This window comes from Ruegeria sp. N11, from assembly GCF_056531525.1.
Genome location: NZ_JBQFLX010000011.1, coordinates 39,148 through 55,145, shown reverse-complemented (window position 1 = coordinate 55,145; position 15,998 = coordinate 39,148). Strand labels below are relative to the sequence as shown.

The 15,998-nt window shown below is 57.4% G+C and carries 15 protein-coding genes; 2 read left to right on the top strand and 13 right to left on the bottom strand.

The annotated features are described in order from the left end of the window. Nucleotides 1–97 precede the first annotated feature (97 nt). The 7 genes from ACR0J8_RS13130 to ACR0J8_RS13100 form a co-directional block, all read right to left on the bottom strand. Nucleotides 98–1,609, bottom strand: coding sequence for a mannitol dehydrogenase family protein (locus ACR0J8_RS13130; protein ID WP_480890583.1), 1,512 nt, complete (start codon nt 1,607–1,609; stop codon nt 98–100). Then, entirely contained in the window at nt 1,609–2,382 is a 774-nt protein-coding gene (locus ACR0J8_RS13125) for an L-iditol 2-dehydrogenase (RefSeq protein WP_480890581.1), read from the bottom strand. The genes ACR0J8_RS13130 and ACR0J8_RS13125 overlap by 1 nt, the downstream gene beginning before the upstream one ends. Then, nucleotides 2,379–3,383: an ABC transporter ATP-binding protein gene (locus ACR0J8_RS13120; protein WP_480890578.1), complete on the bottom strand. Its 1,005-nt coding sequence runs from the start codon at nt 3,381–3,383 to the stop codon at nt 2,379–2,381. The genes ACR0J8_RS13125 and ACR0J8_RS13120 overlap by 4 nt, the downstream gene beginning before the upstream one ends. A 12-nt stretch (nt 3,384–3,395) precedes the next feature. After that, entirely contained in the window at nt 3,396–4,226 is an 831-nt protein-coding gene (locus tag ACR0J8_RS13115; protein ID WP_170614620.1) for a carbohydrate ABC transporter permease, read from the bottom strand. 12 nt (nt 4,227–4,238) lie between these two features. Then, a complete protein-coding gene (locus tag ACR0J8_RS13110; protein WP_170375757.1) occupies nt 4,239–5,105 on the bottom strand; it encodes a carbohydrate ABC transporter permease in 867 nt (288 codons plus the stop codon). Between the two features lie 108 nt (nt 5,106–5,213). After that, nucleotides 5,214–6,518, bottom strand: a complete 1,305-nt coding sequence (locus ACR0J8_RS13105) for an ABC transporter substrate-binding protein (protein WP_170614621.1) — start codon at nt 6,516–6,518, stop codon at nt 5,214–5,216. A gap of 95 nt (nt 6,519–6,613) precedes the next feature. Continuing rightward, nucleotides 6,614–7,639, bottom strand: a complete 1,026-nt coding sequence (locus ACR0J8_RS13100) for a LacI family DNA-binding transcriptional regulator (RefSeq protein WP_480525438.1) — start codon at nt 7,637–7,639, stop codon at nt 6,614–6,616. Between the two features lie 162 nt (nt 7,640–7,801). Between ACR0J8_RS13100 and ACR0J8_RS13095 the strand changes: the two genes are divergently transcribed. Beyond that, the gene (locus ACR0J8_RS13095; RefSeq protein WP_480525440.1) at nt 7,802–8,593 is read left to right on the top strand and encodes an inositol monophosphatase family protein; all 792 of its coding nucleotides are present in this window, start codon (nt 7,802–7,804) and stop codon (nt 8,591–8,593) included. A 3-nt stretch (nt 8,594–8,596) separates the two neighbouring features. On the opposite strand, the gene ACR0J8_RS13090 is transcribed toward ACR0J8_RS13095, so the two are convergent. The 6 genes from ACR0J8_RS13090 to ACR0J8_RS13065 all read right to left on the bottom strand — a co-directional run bounded on the left by ACR0J8_RS13090 (nt 8,597) and on the right by ACR0J8_RS13065 (nt 14,586). Then, entirely contained in the window at nt 8,597–9,163 is a 567-nt protein-coding gene (locus ACR0J8_RS13090) for a histidine phosphatase family protein (protein ID WP_480525441.1), read from the bottom strand. Next, nucleotides 9,164–10,225 carry an ABC transporter ATP-binding protein gene (locus tag ACR0J8_RS13085; RefSeq protein WP_480525443.1) on the bottom strand — a complete coding sequence of 354 codons (1,062 nt, stop codon included), beginning with the start codon at nt 10,223–10,225 and terminating at the stop codon, nt 9,164–9,166. It lies immediately after the preceding gene. Between the two features lie 11 nt (nt 10,226–10,236). Beyond that, nucleotides 10,237–12,450, bottom strand: a complete 2,214-nt coding sequence (locus tag ACR0J8_RS13080; RefSeq protein ID WP_480525445.1) for an ABC transporter permease — start codon at nt 12,448–12,450, stop codon at nt 10,237–10,239. Further along, nucleotides 12,451–13,476 carry an ABC transporter substrate-binding protein gene (locus tag ACR0J8_RS13075; RefSeq protein WP_170619677.1) on the bottom strand — a complete coding sequence of 342 codons (1,026 nt, stop codon included), beginning with the start codon at nt 13,474–13,476 and terminating at the stop codon, nt 12,451–12,453. A 163-nt stretch (nt 13,477–13,639) separates the two neighbouring features. Then, nucleotides 13,640–14,008 carry a hypothetical protein gene (locus tag ACR0J8_RS13070; RefSeq protein ID WP_480525447.1) on the bottom strand — a complete coding sequence of 123 codons (369 nt, stop codon included), beginning with the start codon at nt 14,006–14,008 and terminating at the stop codon, nt 13,640–13,642. A gap of 149 nt (nt 14,009–14,157) precedes the next feature. Beyond that, nucleotides 14,158–14,586 carry a VOC family protein gene (locus ACR0J8_RS13065; RefSeq protein ID WP_170614628.1) on the bottom strand — a complete coding sequence of 143 codons (429 nt, stop codon included), beginning with the start codon at nt 14,584–14,586 and terminating at the stop codon, nt 14,158–14,160. A gap of 177 nt (nt 14,587–14,763) precedes the next feature. Between ACR0J8_RS13065 and thyX the strand changes: the two genes are divergently transcribed. After that, entirely contained in the window at nt 14,764–15,675 is a 912-nt protein-coding gene (thyX, locus tag ACR0J8_RS13060) for an FAD-dependent thymidylate synthase (protein WP_480525449.1), read from the top strand. Nucleotides 15,676–15,998: the final 323 nt, after the last annotated feature.

Sequence of the window (15,998 nt, the reverse complement as noted above, 5' to 3'; positions counted from 1 at the left end):
GGAGTAGGGGGCTGTCCAGCGTCTGGAAACAGCGAAGCCAAGTTCTATTTTCTACGTCCATTTGGCTTGAGAGGGCACCCTTTTTTACGTTGCCAGATCAGTCTGGAGAGGGAGTCGAAGCCAGATACTCAGCTATCGCTGCCCGGCATCCCCGCTGCCAGATCGCGGTCAGCCAGCGGGCGAAATCGCTGGCGAAGGGAGTGTCTCGACCAAACGCACCACAGTACTGGCTTTGTTCGATCCACAGTTGCGGATTGGCCCTTGATGCCAGCGCCGTTTTTTTCAAGTCCTCCCAGTGAGGATCGTTTGGGGCGATTTCGGATCCATTCTCGCGAACCCCCGCGCACATCCGGCACCAGAAAGCTTGGGACAGCGCAAGCCCGTTCAGGGATGAACCGGCCGCAAGCGCATCGCGCATCGAGGGCAGCAAGAACCCCGGATGGCGTGATGATCCGTCGAACGCGACCCGACGCGTCGAATCGTGGATTGCGGTATTCGAAAAACGCCCCTCGACCAATCCAAGATATTCAGTCGCGGTTGTTCCGGGGACAGGTTTGACATGGGGAAGAATTTCTTCGGCCTGAACTTTGCGGAAAAACGACACGATGTCGGGGTCCTGCATGCAATCTGCAATCGTGGGGACATTCAGAACTTCCCCGGCATTTGCCAGCAATTGGTGACCGCCGTTCAGTATGCGCAGTTTCATTGTCTCGTAACTATGGACATCTTGGGTCAGCGTCACGCCAACCTCATCCAGCGGCGGCCGCCCGTCACAAAAATCGTCCTCGATCACCCACTGGCGAAAGTTTTCATGCGAGACCGGCGCGCGGTCGTCGATGCCGAGGTTGCGGCATTGCGATATTAATTGTTCCGTCGTCGCGGGCACAATGCAGTCCACCATCGAGTTCGGAAACGCGCAATTCCGGTCTATCCAATCGGCCAGATCGGGGTCGGACATACGGGCCAATCCAACGATACAGTTTCGCAAAATCGCACCGTTGCCCTGAAGGTTATCGCAGCTGAGCGCGGTAAAGGGCTCCAGACCGTTCGCCCGGCGCTGCCCGAGCGCGGCAACAATTGCGCCAAAAGCGGTGCGGGGCTGGTTGGGATTTGCCGCGTCATGGCGAATATCATCGTGGTTCAGGTTGAACGCACCGGTCTTGGCGTCCAGAAAATACCCGCCTTCGGTCACGGTCAGCGATACGATCCGGATGGCCGGATCAGCCATCTTCCGGATCAGAGATGCGTTGCCATCCTGAATCGGAAGGTAGTCGATCATAGGGCCGATCACCTCGGCGGATATTCCCTCGGGGTCCAGTTCGATCAATGTTGTCAGGCAGTCCTGCGCCAGCAGTTTCTTTCGCATATCGGCGTCGTAGCTTCGCACACCCGCCCCGATAATCGCCCAGTCCAATGCCTGACCCTGCTGCATCAACTCGTGGATATACCAGGCCTGATGCGCACGATGAAAATTACCCAAACCTATATGAACGATGCCCGGTCTCAGGTCCGCGCTATTATAAACCGGTGTTCTGACGGATGCCGGCAGGCCTTCAAGGCTGTCGCGCCGCACCCGAACCGGAGGTTTTGCGTTCGCCATGGGGTCCATCAGCTCATCCAGTTTCCGCCATCGACATTGTAGGTTTGAGCGACGATGTACTTGGCCTCGTCAGAGGCCAGAAACACCGCCATCCCGGTTAGATCTTCGGCGCGGCCCATCCGGCCATACGGAACGGCGGCCGCCACTTCGCGCTTTTTCTGACCGGGGACCTTGCCTTCGTGTTTTGCAAAAAACGCATCTACGTCGTCCCAGTGTTCTCCGTCGACAACGCCCGGGGCGATGGCATTCACGTTAATCCCATGAGAAATCAGGTTCAGGCCGGCTGATTGAGTCAGCGATATGATCGCGGCCTTGCTGGAGCAGTACACAGCGACCAAAGGCTCGCCCCTTCGCCCAGCCTGCGATGCCATGTTGATGATCCGGCCCTTGATCCCGTGTTCGATCATGTGGCGTGCAACAGCCTGCATCGTGAAGAGCACACCAGAAACGTTGATGTCAAAGACACGATTGTAGTCGGCACGCTCAATCTCAACGATTGGTGCGGCAGTGAAGATGGCCGCGTTGTTGATCAGAATGTCGATCGGACCGAAATGTGCGGCTGTTCGCGCGACGGCGTCATCTATGCTGTTCTGGCGGGTCACGTCCATCTCGACGGCCAGGGCAGCCTCGCCGATTTCACAGGCCGCCTCCTGCGCACGTTTGCTGTCGATGTCGGCGATTGCGACCCGCGCGCCTTCTGCCACATAGGCTTTGGCAAAGGCCAGCCCGATGCCACGCGCGGCCCCGGTGATCAGGGCGGTTTTGCCTGTCAGACGTGTCATTCGATCCGCAAGCCTTGCGCGTCAAACCGGTGGATCACATCTGGGCGCGGCGTCAGGTGGATGCGGTCTCCGTGGCGGAACCCGACCTCACCATCAGCTCGGACCGTAATTGTTTCAGCCAGACCGGTTTCGTGGACGTGAAAGAAGGTGTCCGAGCCCAAATGTTCGGAGACGCTGACGACCCCGGACCATTCTCCTTCGGTCTCGGAAACGCCTATGTGTTCGGGGCGAATTCCGATGGTTTGCGCGCCGTGTTTTGCGGCCTCCGGGCCATCGATAAAGTTCATCCTGGGTGAACCGATGAACCCTGCCACAAACAGATTGCGTGGCGTGCGATACAGTTCCAGCGGGGTGCCGACCTGTTCGATCACTCCGGCCTGAAGAACGACGATCTTGTCGGCCATTGTCATGGCTTCAACCTGATCGTGGGTCACGTATATCATTGTTGTCGCCAGGCGTTCGTGCAGTTCGCTGATCTCAAGCCGCATGCCGACGCGCAACGCGGCGTCAAGATTCGACAGAGGTTCATCAAACAGAAACGCTGCCGGCTCGCGTACGATGGCGCGACCAATGGCAACGCGCTGGCGCTGCCCGCCGGATAACTGCCCGGGGCGGCGGTCCAGATAGTCGCTCAGGTTCAGAACACTTGCCGCGCCTTCGACGCGTTTGTCGATCTCGGCCTGATCCAGCTTGGCCATGCGCAGGGGAAAGGCGATGTTCTTTCGCACGGTCATGTGCGGGTACAAGGCGTAGGACTGGAACACCATCGCCAGCCCCCGCTTGGCAGGTGGGACATCGGTGGCATCCGATCCGTCAATATCGATGGAACCCGACGTGATATCCTCCAACCCCGCGATCAGGCGCAATAGGGTAGACTTGCCACACCCCGACGGACCGACGAAGACGGTGAACTCACCATCCTCGATGGTCAGGTCCAGCGGCGGGATGACCTGTACGTCGCCGAAGCTTTTGGTCACGGACTTAAGTTGAATACGTCCCATGTGTCGTGTTCCTTATTTCACAGCGCCGAAGGTCAGGCCGCGGACAAGTTGTTTCTGGCTGAACCAGCCAAGGATCAGGATTGGTGCAATCGCCATGGTCGAGGCCGCGCTGAGCTTGGCAAAGAACAGGCCTTCGGGGCTGGAATAGCTGGCGATAAACGCGGTGAGCGGAGCCGCGTCAACGGCGGTCAGGTTGAGGGTCCAGAACGCCTCGTTCCAAGCCAGGATGAAGTTCAGCAGAACCGTCGAGGCGATGCCCGGGATGGCCATGGGCGTGAGGACATAGAGGATTTCCTCTTTCAGCGTCGCGCCATCCATCCGCGCGGCTTCCAGAATTTCACCCGGGATCTCGCGGAAGTAGGTGTAGAGCATCCAGACGATGATCGGCAGGTTGATCAACATCAGAACCACGACCAGCCCCCCGCGCGTGTCCAGCAGACCCAACCGGATGAACAGCAGGTAGATCGGGTAAAGCACGCCAACGGCAGGCAACATCTTGGTGGACAGCATCCACAGCAGAATGTCCTTGGTGCGTTTCGAGGGGACAAATGCCATGGCCCAGGCGGCGGGCACTGCGATGATCACACCCAGTATGGTCGAACCACCCGCGATGATGACCGAGTTCCACAGGAACCGCATGTAGTCCGAGCGCTCCTGTACGATCGCGTAGTTCTCCAGCGTCCAGTCGAAATTCAGGAACAGCGGCGGGCTGGCGATCGCCTGCGCCTCGGTCTTGAAGCTGGTCAGGATGGTCCAGAGGATCGGGAAAAAGATCAGCAAACCGACGGCCCATGCAAGGGCAGTGTTCAGCGATTTGCGGCGGGTTGTGACGGCGCGGGCCATGGTCTTACCTCCTCACGCGTCCAGGTTCTTGCCAACGATGCGCATCAGGAAGATGGCAACGATGTTGGCTAGGATGATGGCGTAGACACCTCCGGCTGATCCGAGGCCGACATTCTGGCTTTCCAAAACGCGCTGGAAGATCAGGTAGGTGAGTGTGCGGGTGCCGAATGCGCCGCCCGTGGTCACGAAGATTTCGGCGAAGATCGACAAAAGAAAAATCGTCTGGATCAGGATCACGATGGTAATCGCGCGGCTGAGGTGCGGCAGGATGATGTGATAGAACCGCTTCAGCACCGGTGCCCCGTCCATCTCGGCCGCTTCCAGTTGTTCACTGTCCAGCGACTGGATTGCGGTCAGCAGGATAAGCGTCGCAAAAGGCAGCCACTGCCACGACACGATCATGATGATCGAGGTCATCGACGCCTCGGACAGCCACGAAATTGGTTCGGCCCCGAAAAAGCGCCACAAGTGGGCAAGCAAGCCATTGACCGGGTCCATGAACATGTTCTTCCAGACCAGCGCAGACACAGTGGGCATGACAAAAAACGGTGCGATCACGAGGATCCGAACGACGCCTTGTCCCCACATTGGCTGGTCCAGCAGCATCGCCAATAGAATGCCCAGAATAACCGTGATCACCAGAACGCCGCCGACAATAACCAGCGTTGCCTGCACCGCGGGCCAGAACGAACTGGATGAGACGAACCGGACATAGTTGTCGAAACCAACCCAGCCCAGATCACCGCCGCGCAGCGGCAGGTACTTCTTGAAGGAAAAATACAGTGTCATCGTCAGAGGCACGAGCATCCAGCCAAGCAGCAGGACCACGGCAGGTGCCATCATCAGGCGCGCAACGGATCGGGAGTGTTGAGTAGCCATGATGCAAGACCTCTCTGTTCAGGCGTAAGCATAGCCTGCGAGAAAAACGGGAATTGTGGAAGTCAGAGTGGCGGGTGGGACATTGCCCACCCACCGGGGAGGGATGCCTCAGTATCCTGCGGCTTCCATTTCTTCAGCCGTGAAGGCCTGCGCTTTGGCAAGGGCCTCGTCCACTGTCTGCTGTCCGGCATAGACTGCCGAGAACTCCTGGCTTACCTGAGTGGCGATACCCGCAAATTCCGGGATCGCGACAAACTGGATGCCGGTATAGGGCGTCGGCTGTGCGCAGCAATTCTGCGGGTCGGCCATCAGGATCGATTCCAGCGTCATTTTTGCGAACGGGACTGCCTTGTAGTTGTCGTTCTCATATAGCGACGTCCGCGCGCCCGGAGGCACATTGGCCCAGCCTTCATTTTCGGCCACCAGCTCGATGTAGTCTTTCGAGGTCGCCCATTCGATAAACTGTTTGGCAGCGTCTTCCTGCTGAGTGCCTGCCGGAATTGCCAGGGCCCAAGCCCAAAGCCAATTGGCGCGTTTGTCCACGCCTTCCGAATTGGGCGCCAGTGCGAAGCCCACCTTGTCGGCGACTGTGGAATCGTCGGGGTTGGTCACGAAAGAAGCGGCGACCGTTGCGTCAATCCACATGCCGCATTTGCCCTGCTGGAACAGCGACAGGTTTTCGTTGAAGCCGTTGGTGGCATAGCCAGCGGGGCCGGACTCACCCATCATATCGACAAAGAAGGTCAGGGCTTCTTTCCATTCAGGCTGATCGAACTGAGGTTTCCAGTTTTCGTCAAACCACCGCGCACCGAATGAGTTTCCGGTCACCGTGATGAAGGCGCCGCCTTCACCCCAGCCCGCCTTGCCGCGCAGGCAGATGCCGTTGATGTCGTTGTCGCGGTCGGTCATAGCCGCCGCCGCTTCGCGAATGAATTGCCAGGTCGGTGCCTCGGGCATTTCCAGACCTGCCTTTTCCATCAGGTCCGTACGATACATGATCATCGAGCTTTCGCCATAGAACGGCGCCGCATAAAGCGTCCCTTCATGGCTCAGGCCACCGGCCATCGCGGGCAGAATATCGTCGACGTCATATTCCGCGGACATTCCGTCCAACGGCACCAGCCAACCATTCGCACCCCAGATCGGTGTCTCGTACATGCCGATGGTCATGATGTCGAACTGACCGCCTTTGGTGGTGATGTCGGTGGTCACGCGCTGACGCAGGACGTTTTCCTCGAGCGTCACCCACTCCACATCGATCCCGGTCGCTTCGGTGAATTTGTCGGTATAGCCCTGCATCCGGATCATGTCGCCGTTGTTCACTGTAGCGATCGTGATGGATTGCGCGTGGGCTGCTGCCGTGGCGACGAATGTCAGTGCAGTCGCCGCACGAAGTGCGTTCTTCAGATACATCCCTGTCCTCCCTGAGCTTGGATGTCGTGCAGAGAGGTTAGAGTGTAAATTGTCGCGCCGTCAATAAAAACTTTACGCGCGTTAAAAAACTGCAACTAAGCAGAATCCCTTAAAACAAGCCTTGCAGGGAACAGCGTCTCTGTCCTCGTTTCAAATTTCCCGCCACTTTCAATGAGTTCGAACAGCGTCTCGACGCTGCGCCCGGCAACATTGTCATAGTCATGCGCGGCTGTTGTCAGGGATGGGCACGTAAACTTTGCGAAAGGATGGTCGTCATTCGAGGCCAGGCGAAGCGCGCAATCATCCTTGCGACCGACCCGAATCCCCTGTTCGTAGCAGGCCGCAAGAAAGCCGATGGCCAGCCGGTCATTGCTGCATAACACCGAGTCGCTCGGCAACATGCGCTCCTCCAGAACCTTCAGTGCACCCCTGTGGCCAATTTCTTCAAACGCCCAGCCCGTGCCGTCGACCTTGATGATATGTGGCTCAAACCCGAGACGCTCCATGACCTCAACATAGGCCTTGCGTCTTTTGTTGGCGTTCGGGTTGGCAGGCGTCCGCATTTCGAAGAACGAAGGCGGTTCGCCAGTGCGCGTCATGTATTCCACAGTTTGCGAGACAAAACTGAAATTGTCCGACCCGACGAATGCTGCGCCAAGGCCATCAAGGTTACTGTCAAACAGAACTGTCGGCACATTGGCGCAGAACTCTTCGATCGCTGAACGGTCTGAAATCCGCCCCAATGGCGCCAGCAAAACCCCGGCGGGTTTCAGGGATTGCAGCCCGTCCAGGATTTCATTTTCCAGCTTCTGTTCGCCATGAGAACTGAACAGGGAAGGGCGATACCCGGCCGCGATGCAGCTTTGTTCCAGATAACGCGCGATTTCGGCAAAGAACGGGTCGGCCAGATAGGGAACGACAATGCCGATATTCTTGGTCAGCTTCCGGTTTTGGTTCACCGCAAAGATATTGGGGCGATAGTCAAACCGTTCCAGCGCTTCTTCGATGCGGGCCCGTGTCGTCGGGCGAACACTATCGGGGTCGTGAAAGTACTTGGATACCGTCGGTCGCGAAATCCCGCTGAGGGCCGCGAACTCTTCCATATTCTTTATTTTGGTCATGCCAGTCTGCCTGCGGATACTGTCCGCCTTGATCTTATCATAGCTTTACATATTCTTTGCGCGCGCTAAAAAATCAATAGCCCGGCTGGCAACAGGTGTTGACAGCGTGCCGGCCATTGCGGGAACTTGCGCAACAGTCTCTCAACTGGAAAAGGAATGGCCATGTCTCGACTATCGGAACGCCGGGATTTTGCTGTTGCGGTTTGTAAAGAAGCTGGGGCAATCGCCAAAAAGTACTTTGCGGACAGGGGCGATCTTGTCGTTGACCAAAAGGGCGCTCAGGACTGGGTCAGCGAAGCGGATAGGAACGTCGAGACATTCATCCGTCAGAGGATCGCGGAATTCTGGCCCGAGGATGGAGTGTTCGGTGAAGAGCATGGCGCGACCGAAGGGGAAAGTGGCTTCGATTGGGTGATAGACCCCATCGACGGGACGACGAATTTTGTCAACGGCATTCCGGCTTATACCATTGTTCTGGCCGGCGTCGCTGAAGGGCGCACGATGGTCGGGGTGATCCATGAACCAAATGTCGATGAGACATTTGTGGCAACACGCGGAGAGGGGGCGACCTTGAACGGTACGCCGGTTCACGTCGCATCCGGAGTGGCGTTGCGGGATGGAACCGTAGCCGTAGGATATTCGAACCGGGTCGAAACACGCCATGTCCTGCCTGTCGTTGCAGAACTGATCGAACGTGGGGCCATGTTCCACCGGAACGCCAGCGGGGCGCTGTCTCTTGCTTATGTCGCCGCAGGAAGACTTCTGGGTTATGTGGAAGAGCATATGAACGCTTGGGATTGTCTGGCCGGGCAATTGCTGGTCGCGGAGGCTGGTGGCACAATCGAAGATCAGGACGCAGAAGCAATGATCCGGGACGGAGGGCGCGTTATTGTGGGCACACCAGATGTCTTCGGTTCCTTGCTTGAGATCGCCGAGGACGCGTGGAGTTCTTGACCTCTAGGTAAATGCGACCCACCCGGACTGAGGTTTGAGTGTCAAAAGATCTGCCTGCCAGAAATGACCCTGTGAAGGCTGATCGTAACGGCGGTCAATTGAAAGGCCTGAAAGTGCGCACCATAATAGTGTTCCGACCGCCCCATGAGTGACTATGGCCAGGTCTTTGCCCCGGTGCATACTAACGATCTCGGTCACAGTCCAATGAATGCGCGCCTTCGCTTCGACCGCTGTTTCCCAACCGCGATAGCTGGTTTCCGGTCGGGCAAAAAACGCGTCAGCGGCGGCTTCGAACTCCTCCCTTGGTAGGAAACCGGTTGCACTGCGGTCGTTTTCGCCAAGGCCCGCGTGTTGTTTCGGGCGCAGGTTTCGAGCGGCGGCAAGGATCTCGCCCGTTTCGCGGGCCTTCTGCTCGTTGCTGGTCCAAATCCGGGTGACATTCGCCAGAGCGCCATTCAAGGCGAATGCTGTAGCACGATCACGGCCGACGGCGCTCAGACCCCAATCCGTGATCGGGATGCCCGGATCAATTGAAACCTCGGGATGTGTGATGATCAGAAGTTTCGGCATCTAATCGGGAAGTAGCACAGGCCCCTTATCGGCAAAACTCATCCTAACCTCAGCGCCCGGCTCAAGTGGTGCGTCGACGTCATCGTGAACAGCAAAGGCCTGACCGAAAGTGCCAGTCAGCGTGTATTCCATCCGGACGCCGACATATGTCGCCTTGGCCACGGTAGCGGGGATACCCTGATCAGAGCCGATCACCAGACGCGAGGGTCGGACGGCGATGGTGGCGCCACCCGGCGTCAAACCACGGCGCGGCAGCGTATGGCGATAGCCTTCGATTTCGATTGTGGCGGTGTCACCTTCCGTGCCAACGATCTGGCAATCAAGCAGGTTTGCCTCGCCTATGAAGTCTGCAACGAAACGGTCGTTCGGCGCATCATATAGCTCGCGCGGGGTGCCCATCTGAGCGATGGCCGCGTTGCGCATCACGACGATCTCATCCGAAACCGCCAGAGCCTCCTCCTGATCGTGCGTGACGTAGACGACAGTCAGGCCAAGGTCTTGCTGGATGGCCCGGATGTCCTCACGCACCTGACGACGAAGCTTGGCGTCGAGATTGGACAGCGGCTCATCAAACAGCAGCACCTGAGGCTCAAGAACCAGCGCCCGGGCGACGGCGACACGCTGTTGCTGACCGCCGGACAGTTCGGACGGAAGACGACTGTCGAACCCTTTGAGGCCAACAAGTTCCAGACCGTTCAAGGCGCGACTTCGGGCTTCGTCCTTCGCAAAGCCGGAAAACGTCAGACCGTACATCACGTTTTCCAACACACTCATGTGCGGAAAAAGCGCGTAGGATTGGAACACCATCGACACGTCGCGGTCGGTCGCAGGCAGTCTGGTCACGTCCCGGTCACCGATTAGAATCGTGCCCGAGCTTGCCATTTCCAACCCTGCGATCATGCGCAAGGTCGTGGTTTTCCCGCACCCGGAAGGACCCAGCAGCGTAACCAGCTTGCCGGTCTCGACATGCAGATTGATGTTGTCAACGGCGACCACATCCTTGCCGAACATTTTTGTAACGGATTCGAACCGAACCGGCGCGGCTTTGGACTGCAGGCTCATGTCATTCTCTCCTAAACACTAGTGCGCGACTGGGTCATTCGCCGTCCGATCTGAGTCCGCCCGACAATCAACTGCATAAGCGCAACTGCCGACAGCATCACGAAAATCAGTGTGGTCGAATAGGCGATTGCAAGGCCATAGTCGTTGTTTTCGACCCGCCCGATAATATAGCTGGTTGCCATGTCATATTCCGCGCTGACCAGAAAGATAACGGCAGAGATCGCCGTCATGGCGCGCACGAAACTGTAGACCAGCGCGGCCAGTATCGCAGGGCGCAGCAACGGCAGAATGATACGCCGGAACGTTTGCCACGAGTTTGCCCCAAGCGTCAGCGAGGATTCGTCCAGGCTACGGTCAAGCTGCGACATGCTGGCAATGCCCGCGCGAACGCCGACCGGCATGTTGCGGAAGATAAAGCTGACGATGAGTATGACGCCGGTGCCCGTGATTTCGATGGGCGGGACGTTAAACGCAAGGATGTAGCTGACACCGATCACCGTTCCGGGGATCGCGAATGACAGCATGGTTCCGAACTCAAAGGCGTTCTTGCCTGCAAAGTTCTGCCGTGTCAGCAGATATGCGGTCACCAATCCTACGGCTGCAGTCAGCGGCGCGGCAATGGCGGCGATTGTAATGGTGGTCCAGAAGCTGTCCCAAGCTGCACCGGTCCAGCGAATGCCTTCTTCTTCGAAACGCACAGAAAAGGCGGTCACATAGTGTTTGAGTGTCAACGAATTGTTGACGCCCCACAACTCGACCACGCTGCCGTATACGATCATTGCATAAACAATGACGGTGAACAGCGACCAGCCAAGCGCGACAACCAGCACAGGGACAGACAGGCCGGTCGGCATCAATGGGTGCACGCCTGCGTCACCTTTACCGGTCACAGTGGTATAGCTTTTCTTGCCCAGCCAGACCCGCTGCGCGTAGAAGGCTGACAAGGTGAAAAACAGAAGCACCATGGCCAGAACGGCGGCGCGACCCTGATCGTATTGAGCGCCGACGATTGCGAAGAAGATCTCGGTCGACAGAACGTCGAAGTTTCCGCCCAGCACCAGCGGGTTTCCGAAATCGGCCATGCTTTCGATGAAACCCAGAAGAAAGGCATTGGCAAGACCCGGGCGCATCAGGGGGAGGGAGACCGTCTTGAACGTCTGCCATCTGCTGGCGCGGAGCGTTTGGGCTGCTTCCTCCATCGAAGGAGAGACGCCTTCCACCACGCCGATCAGAACGAGAAAGGCAATGGGCGTGAACGCCAGCGTCTGCGCGATCAGAATGCCGGGCATTCCGTACAGCCACCGTGTTGGTTGCGTGCCCAACAGATCGGCAATGAAGCGGGTAACAGACCCGGACAGGCCAAACAGCAGGATGAGGGCAAGGCCGATCACAAAGGGCGGCGTGATGATCGGCAGAACGGTCAAGGCCCGCAATGCGCGCTTGTAGCGGAAGCCCGAGCGCGTCACGACCAAAGCGAAACACAGGCCCAGGATCGTAGTGACGAAGCCGACCAAGATGGCAAGGAACAGGGAATTCCAGGCTGCGCCGCACTTGGCCCCATAAAAACAATCCAATCCCCAAAGCCGGTCATCGAAGAACTTCGAAAAGAATACCGCAATTGAATAGGCGCCATCTTCGGTGACGAAGGCGGCAAACAACATCTTTGCGATAGGGAAAAAGACAAAGGCGGTGACGATGGTGATCACGCCTCCGATTGCGCTGACGACGAAGACATCACCGTTGATGGCGCCTCGTGCCGCGATGCCCTGGGTCAGCAGGAACAAAAAACTCGATGCGCATATCATCGCGCCATAGCCCATGCCGAACTGGCGGTCGCCGAGTTCACCAAAAAACGCTTCCATCCAATCGAAGTTGAAACCTCTGATGCCGATACTGAACCCCTGAGCAATCAGCCAGCCGAAGCCGAGTGCGCCGGACAGGATCAGAATGCGAGCATAAAGCGGGTCGGATTTGACGCGCCCCAGTGCAAGCAAAGGCAGCAAAAGGGCAATCACAAGCGGTGCAAGCCAGAGCTTCTCGCCTTGTCCGATCAGAAATGCTGCGGGTGCATAATCTTCGTCGATCGGGTAGCCGTCAAAAAGCCATTCGAACGACCACAGGCCGCCGTCAACCATGTACCAGGGTAACAGGCAGAATCCGACCCAACCGGCAATGATCCAAAAGATCAGGACCGGATGGGTCGTTTTTGTCGTCTTGTCAGTCATTTATTGTGGCAGAACTGAAACCTCTTCATCCCATTTCTGCAACAACCGCTTCCGTTCGTCTGACGAGCCATACTTTTTGAAATCATAGTCGATCAGCTTGATCTGGCTCATGTCAGGCGCGCTTTCCGAGGTTTCGGCGCTTTTGTTCGATGGAACCTGGAACGCGTTGACCTGAAGGGCAAGGTTCTGAGCTTCGGGCGACAGCGCCCAATCATAGAACTTCTTCGCCTCTTCCACGTTGCGGGCACCTTCGATGATCGACATCGAGCCAATTTCGTAACCGGTACCCTCGCAAGGCGCCACGACCTTGATCGGGAAACCTGAAACAGCCTGCTTCACGGCGTCATGCATAAAGACGATACCGATGGTGTTTTCACCGCGCCCCGCGGCCTTGATCGGGGCCGAGCCTGACTTGGTGTATTGGTTGATGTTCGAATGCAGGCCCTTCATGAACTCAAAGCCTTCATCCTCGCCGAAGATCTGTACCATCGAGGCCAGCGTCGTATAGGCCGTGCCCGATGAGTTTGGGTTCGCCATCTGAACGTGGCCCTTGTACTCGGGCTTCAGAAGGTCTTTCCAACAGGCAGGTTCGGGCAGGTTGTTTGCGGCGACAAGGTCTGCGTTGTAACCATAACCAAGCGCACCTGAATAGATACCGATCGTCCGGTTGCCGGCGCTTTCAGCCTGGGAAATCGCCCAGTCGTGCAGTTGGTCGCGCATTGGAGACACGTATTCCATTGTCAGGCCTTCTTCGGCGGCCTGAAGGTGCGGGTCGCCCGTGCCACCCCACCACACGTCGCCTTTAGGGTTCGAGCTTTCGGCGCGAATTTGCGCAAAGGTTTCACCCGACGATTTCCGGGTCATGTTCACATCGATGCCTGTCGCATCTTCGAAGCTGCGTGCCATGAGTTGACACCAATCTTCCTGGGCCGAGCAATAGAAGGTCAGCTTGTCTGCCTGCGCCGCCGACATGGAGGCAGCTAGGGCAATCAGCGACCCGACGGCCGTGGATGTCAATTTCTTCATTATACGTTCCTCCCTTTGAGAATAATTTGTCCGGGTTTCCCGGTTCTTTTAAGCTCTTCCTCATGCGGTGTTTCATAGACCCTGAACCGCCTATGCGAACTCAATGACAACTTGCGCTGGATTTCTGGTGGCGCCAGTTACCAGGGCGGTTTCGTGAGCGGGGTCAATCGGTGAATAATGTGTCTTGCTTCCAGATCTCCGTGCAGCCTTCTGAATTCTCACAATGAAATGTGCGTTGTGCAACAAAAAAGGTCTGCCCAGAAGAACTTGGCCCGGATCGGGCAAGGTCTGGTTTCGGTACAAGAGCGATCAATTGGATGGCTTCGGGCTGCATCCGGTCACGCAGATTGGTCAGTTGGGTGACAGGGTAACGATTTCGAAAGACATTTGGATCAGTTGTTCCAAGTCCTGTCGCTTCATTCGAAAAGGTGGCGCGATGGTTATTGGCCTCGACCAGCGCGCCCGTTGTTACAAGGAACGGGTAATGTGGAAGTCTTGAAGTAGCTGGAAACTGAGCCAGCGTATCAGCCACGTCGGAGGCGAGATTTCAGATCTGTGGGAGCGCATGAGGCGGACCGCGCGAATGAGCCTGATGCCCCTGTCCTGCGGTTGGCAGATTAACCAACGTCACACTGAGTGGGGCGGGCCGCTAAGGCCGGCCCCCGATTGAGCATCTGTCGATCACCAGTGGCCGGTGCTTTCCATGCTTGCCCAGGGTTCGGCCGGCTCAAGGGCATTGCCGTTTTGCAGCAATTCAACCGAGATGTTGTCAGGCGAGCGGACAAATGCCATGCGTCCGTCGCGGGGCGGGCGGTTGATGATTACTCCGTTGTCCTGCAGGTGCTGGCACGTCTCATAGATGTTGTCGACGCCGTAGGCCAGATGCCCGAAATGGCGGCTGTCGCTGGGCAGTGCATCATCGCCATCCCAATTATACGTCAGCTCAATCGGTGCATCTTCCTGACCCGGAGGTGCTAGGAATATCAGGGTAAAACGCCCTGCTTCGCTTTCATAACGTCGCGTTTCCTTCAGTCCCAGCAGCTCGTAGAAAGCCAGTGATTTTTCCAGATCTTTCACGCGGACCATGGTGTGAAGATAAGTCAGCCCCATCGTGCCATCCTTTTTTGTGCAGGTGATGCGCTGCAGCTTAGCGCGCCAAGGCAAGGTGTCGAGGGGCAGAGGGCAAACAATTGTGCGTTTGGGCAATTGGGCGCACATATCGCGGTTCCTGTGCCTGATCTACCGATATATAGTGGGCGGCGACTCATTGCTGGAAAGGACCATTTCATGCCGCTGTCTTCTGACCAACTGGCCGAGATCGAAGCGCAACGCGCGCAATCGCATCCCACACGCCGCGTCGTCGCAGCGGGAATGGAGGAGCATCTGTATACGGCCCATCAGGTGCTGGATCATGGATTTGTCCGCGTCATCGACTATATGGGCGATGATGCCGCGATTTGTCAGGCCGCGCGTGTGTCTTATGGCAAAGGCACCAAGTCGGTGCAGAATGACGAGGGGCTGATCCGCTACCTGATGCGGCACTGGCATTCGACCCCGTTCGAGATGTGCGAGATCAAGTTGCACGTCAAACTTCCGGTCTTTGTGGCCCGCCAGTGGATTCGTCATCGTACGGCGAATGTGAACGAATACTCGGCGCGGTACTCCATTCTGGATCGCGAGTTCTATATCCCGGCCCCCGACCATGTGGCGGCCCAGTCCGAGGTGAACAACCAGGGGCGGGGCTCAGCCTTGGAGGGCGAAGAAGCGGCGCGTGTATTGGAAATTCTCAAAGCCGACAGCACGCGGTGCTATGACAATTACGAAGCCATGATCAGCCAGGAAGGGCAGCAGGGGCTGGCGCGTGAACTTGCGCGGATGAACCTACCTGCCAATGTTTACACGCAATGGTATTGGAAGGTGGATCTACACAACCTATTCCACTTCCTGCGGCTGCGCGCTGACCCGCATGCCCAGTACGAGATCCGGGTTTACGCCGACACAATGTGCAAAATCGTGGCGGACTGGGTGCCGTTTGCCTACAGGGCCTTCGAAGACTACCGCCTGGGTGCCGTGAACCTGTCGGCGCAGATGGTCGGCAGCTTGCGCAGAATGCTGGCGGGTGAGACCGTTACACAGGAAAACTCTGGCATGACAGCGCGTGAATGGCGCGAGTTCGAGGACGTCATCCGGCAGGGATGATGCAGGTCTCCGAACCGTCGGTTGTCGTTAAATCGTGCCATGCGGTTGTGACGCTGGCCGCATGTTATGTGCAGTATGCTTTGTTGAGATTTGCCTGTTATGGGCCAGACCCGCACCTGCAAAATCCCCGATCGCCGAGGTGATTTGCTAGCCTACAACAAAAATGGACTCGAAACCCGAGCGTCAGTGCGGTGCAAGCCGTGCAGCCTCTGGGGTGCAGGCGCCCGAGTTGATCATGGAAGTCTGGGTCAGCAAATCGGGTGACTGAACCATGGTTGTTACCCATTCCAGCGGCACGTCCTGTATCGTTGCGATGGGACAAA

Coding starts and splice junctions, on each gene's coding strand:
- thyX (WP_480525449.1), top strand. CDS start 14,764: ATGCCGCTGTCTTCTGACCAACTGGCCGAGATCGAAGCGCAACGCGCG.
- ACR0J8_RS13100 (WP_480525438.1), bottom strand. CDS start 7,639: ATGACCAAAATAAAGAATATGGAAGAGTTCGCGGCCCTCAGCGGGATT.
- ACR0J8_RS13110 (WP_170375757.1), bottom strand. CDS start 5,105: ATGGCTACTCAACACTCCCGATCCGTTGCGCGCCTGATGATGGCACCT.
- ACR0J8_RS13090 (WP_480525441.1), bottom strand. CDS start 9,163: ATGCCGAAACTTCTGATCATCACACATCCCGAGGTTTCAATTGATCCG.
- ACR0J8_RS13080 (WP_480525445.1), bottom strand. CDS start 12,450: ATGACTGACAAGACGACAAAAACGACCCATCCGGTCCTGATCTTTTGG.
- ACR0J8_RS13085 (WP_480525443.1), bottom strand. CDS start 10,225: ATGAGCCTGCAGTCCAAAGCCGCGCCGGTTCGGTTCGAATCCGTTACA.
- ACR0J8_RS13095 (WP_480525440.1), top strand. CDS start 7,802: ATGTCTCGACTATCGGAACGCCGGGATTTTGCTGTTGCGGTTTGTAAA.
- ACR0J8_RS13065 (WP_170614628.1), bottom strand. CDS start 14,586: ATGGGGCTGACTTATCTTCACACCATGGTCCGCGTGAAAGATCTGGAA.
- ACR0J8_RS13075 (WP_170619677.1), bottom strand. CDS start 13,476: ATGAAGAAATTGACATCCACGGCCGTCGGGTCGCTGATTGCCCTAGCT.
- ACR0J8_RS13120 (WP_480890578.1), bottom strand. CDS start 3,383: ATGGGACGTATTCAACTTAAGTCCGTGACCAAAAGCTTCGGCGACGTA.
- ACR0J8_RS13130 (WP_480890583.1), bottom strand. CDS start 1,609: ATGGACCCCATGGCGAACGCAAAACCTCCGGTTCGGGTGCGGCGCGAC.
- ACR0J8_RS13115 (WP_170614620.1), bottom strand. CDS start 4,226: ATGGCCCGCGCCGTCACAACCCGCCGCAAATCGCTGAACACTGCCCTT.
- ACR0J8_RS13105 (WP_170614621.1), bottom strand. CDS start 6,518: ATGTATCTGAAGAACGCACTTCGTGCGGCGACTGCACTGACATTCGTC.
- ACR0J8_RS13125 (WP_480890581.1), bottom strand. CDS start 2,382: ATGACACGTCTGACAGGCAAAACCGCCCTGATCACCGGGGCCGCGCGT.